Origin of the sequence: Microcoleus sp. Pol8_D6, assembly GCF_036700965.1 — a bacterium.
In the GTDB taxonomy this organism is placed as follows: Bacteria; Cyanobacteriota; Cyanobacteriia; order Cyanobacteriales; family Microcoleaceae; genus Microcoleus.
Genome location: NZ_JAUBPW010000152.1, coordinates 1 through 2,345 on the forward strand (window position 1 = coordinate 1; position 2,345 = coordinate 2,345).

Annotated in this window: 3 protein-coding genes; 1 reads left to right on the forward strand and 2 read right to left on the reverse strand. The window is 41.2% G+C overall.

All coding sequences use genetic code 11. The annotated features are described in order from the left end of the window. The coding region (locus tag QUA10_RS28840) for a hypothetical protein (RefSeq protein ID WP_333085944.1) at window positions 1-203 on the forward strand (203 nt) is incomplete at its 5' end. A 62-nt stretch (window positions 204-265) separates the two neighbouring features. Here QUA10_RS28840 and QUA10_RS28845 read toward each other — a convergent pair. Continuing rightward, entirely contained in the window at window positions 266-1,336 is a 1,071-nt protein-coding gene (locus QUA10_RS28845) for a patatin-like phospholipase family protein (protein WP_333085943.1), read from the reverse strand. Window positions 1,337-1,569: 233 nt separating this feature from the next. Continuing rightward, window positions 1,570-2,100 (reverse strand): peptidoglycan-binding protein, encoded by a 531-nt coding sequence (locus tag QUA10_RS28850; protein WP_333085942.1) that lies wholly within the window; start codon window positions 2,098-2,100, stop codon window positions 1,570-1,572. Window positions 2,101-2,345: the final 245 nt, after the last annotated feature.

Sequence of the window (2,345 nt, forward strand, 5' to 3'; positions counted from 1 at the left end):
ACTTGTTCGTAAGTCATCAGTTTTTCCTCTCAATCACCTCACTATTGCCCTTATTGGGGACTTTTGCAAGAGGTCTAGTAAGCCAAGCAAGACCCGGTGTTTCGGGAAAAGTTGCTCAGGTGGGAGAAAACGGCTTCGGATTGCGATCGTTGTTAGGTAATGGGGGAAGCGGTGCGGTTTGGGATGCAGTTTTGTGGGAATGAATACACACAAAATCTTACCCCCATTAAAAATCTTCCAACCAGAACTCCATTTAACGGTGCGGTTAATTAGAATATAGTTCAGTGTCTTCCTTCAAAAGCTTACACAACTCATCCAAATCTTTCTTACTGTGTTCAATCAGTTTTTCACCTCGGTTCTCTAGGTACTCAATATTACTGGGACTTGCGTTGTCGATTTGATCGTGACCATTATCGCTACTCAATTGAAGTTGAAAACGATAGTAGTTTCGGTTATTTTCTTTATCTCCTTTAGTCACCATTAGCTGATCTAGTTCATACGCAACCGACTCGCTTTGGCCATCTAGAACAACGTTAATTAAGGGAACAGCCCATTTTAGTTGACCCCAATTTTTTGCTTCTTTATACTTATATTTCTTAGTTAGTGATCCCGTACCTAAAGAAACAACAAGGGTCTCAGTACGTTGTAGTTCTTCACCAGTCTTTTTCTTGTAAGAAATCATCGCTTCCATCATTGCAAGTGAGGAAGGATTATTTGCAATAATTCCGCCATCTACCAAAGCGTAATATCCCTCATCGGTATGATGTCCCGTTTCGAGTTGGTAGGGTGGAAAGAATGTCGGTGCAGCAGAAGTTGCCATTGCTGCTTCCCACATTTTGAATCCCGTACATACTTTCCGGCTATCAAAACTCTTGATTTCCTCTGCGTCCCGATTGCTTGTAAAAAAAATTGGTGCTCTGAGTTCGATATCATAGCTCGGAATAAAAATTTCTCGTAATGCCTCTTCAACCTTAGCTTCACCTAAAAGATCCTTTAAAACTTGTTGCCTACCTTTTGGGTTGTGCTTGGGTTGTAACAAATCATCAAAATCCAGTGGAACATACTCATTAAAAATCTTTTGTCCATATTTGCGATAGAAATTTACAAGTTCGGCAGCGGTATACTCTGGCTCACGATTGATGCTAGAGTCTGAGTTCTTTCTAGTTAAACCCAGTGCTAAAATTCCTCCTGTTGAAGTGCCTGCAATAAAATCAAACATTGCTGCTATGCGTTTTCCTGTGCGCTCTTCAATGTAGTTGAGAAGGATCGCAGGAATAATACCCCGAATACCACCACCATCAATTGAGAGAATTCTTCTCTTGAATTGAGTACCCATCACATTTACTCCTTTAGATATTGCTTAAACTATCAACTGAAATAAAACAAACTCATACAGCATCAACATACCAACAGCCAACGTCATCATATGGTTTCCGGTTGCATCGGAATAATCAAATCGAGTCAACAGTTAACAGTCAAAAAATCATTTTTTCTAGCCGCCAGTCAACAGTCAACAGTCAACAATTATTTCGCTCGTGCAACCGGAATTTATATGAATCCCAGCCGTCATTAGTGCCGTAACTTGCTGAGGGCGTGCCAAGTTTTGTAGCCGACAATTCCATCTTGCGGTAAAGCTTTGCTGAGTTGCAATTGTCGCACTGCTACATCTGTCATCGCCCCGAAGAATCCGTCAATGGAACCGAAATAGTATCCATTCATTTTCAAGACATTCTGAACAATTTTAACAGCATTACCAGAACTGCCCTTCATGACTACCGGCATATTCACAGGTGCACCAGAGTATAGTGCTTGCCAAGTAATAGGGCCGACAATCCCATCTTCTTGTAAAAAGACGCGGTGTTGATAGCCTTTGACGCCGTTGTGAACTTGGATGCCGAAAATACCGTCAATCGCCCCGGAATAATAACCCCAATGATATAGAAGCTGTTGTAGTTCCTTGACAGCTTGACCTGTTGAACCCCTTTGTAATGTGGGTTTGTTTCCTGCAGTGGTTTCAGCAAATGCCAGAGTTGATTGAGAAGTAGTTTCGGCGACGAGAGCCATAGTTTCATTGTTCAAGCTTCTTTCTTCGGTGTACATAATTTGCTTCCTCTCAAGATTTAAGTTTTGGTATTTGATATTTCAGGTATAACTGGTGGGATTTGTTAACGCACAGTCACTTTTTCGAGTGTCACTCATTTGAGTGTCACTCGTTTGAGTTAGTCCCACTGTTAACTGTTAATATCTCTTCCGGCTGCGCCGGAATGATATAGTTATTTCAAATAAAAATGAGACACTAAGTTGCACAATAAGCGCGAATAATCTCATCAAGAGATGTGGCAGAA

Bases quoted from the DNA above. Each gene is read 5' to 3' on its own strand.
- QUA10_RS28845 (WP_333085943.1), bottom strand. From the start codon at position 1,336: ATGGGTACTCAATTCAAGAGAAGAATTCTCTCAATTGATGGTGGTGGT.
- QUA10_RS28850 (WP_333085942.1), bottom strand. From the start codon at position 2,100: ATGTACACCGAAGAAAGAAGCTTGAACAATGAAACTATGGCTCTCGTC.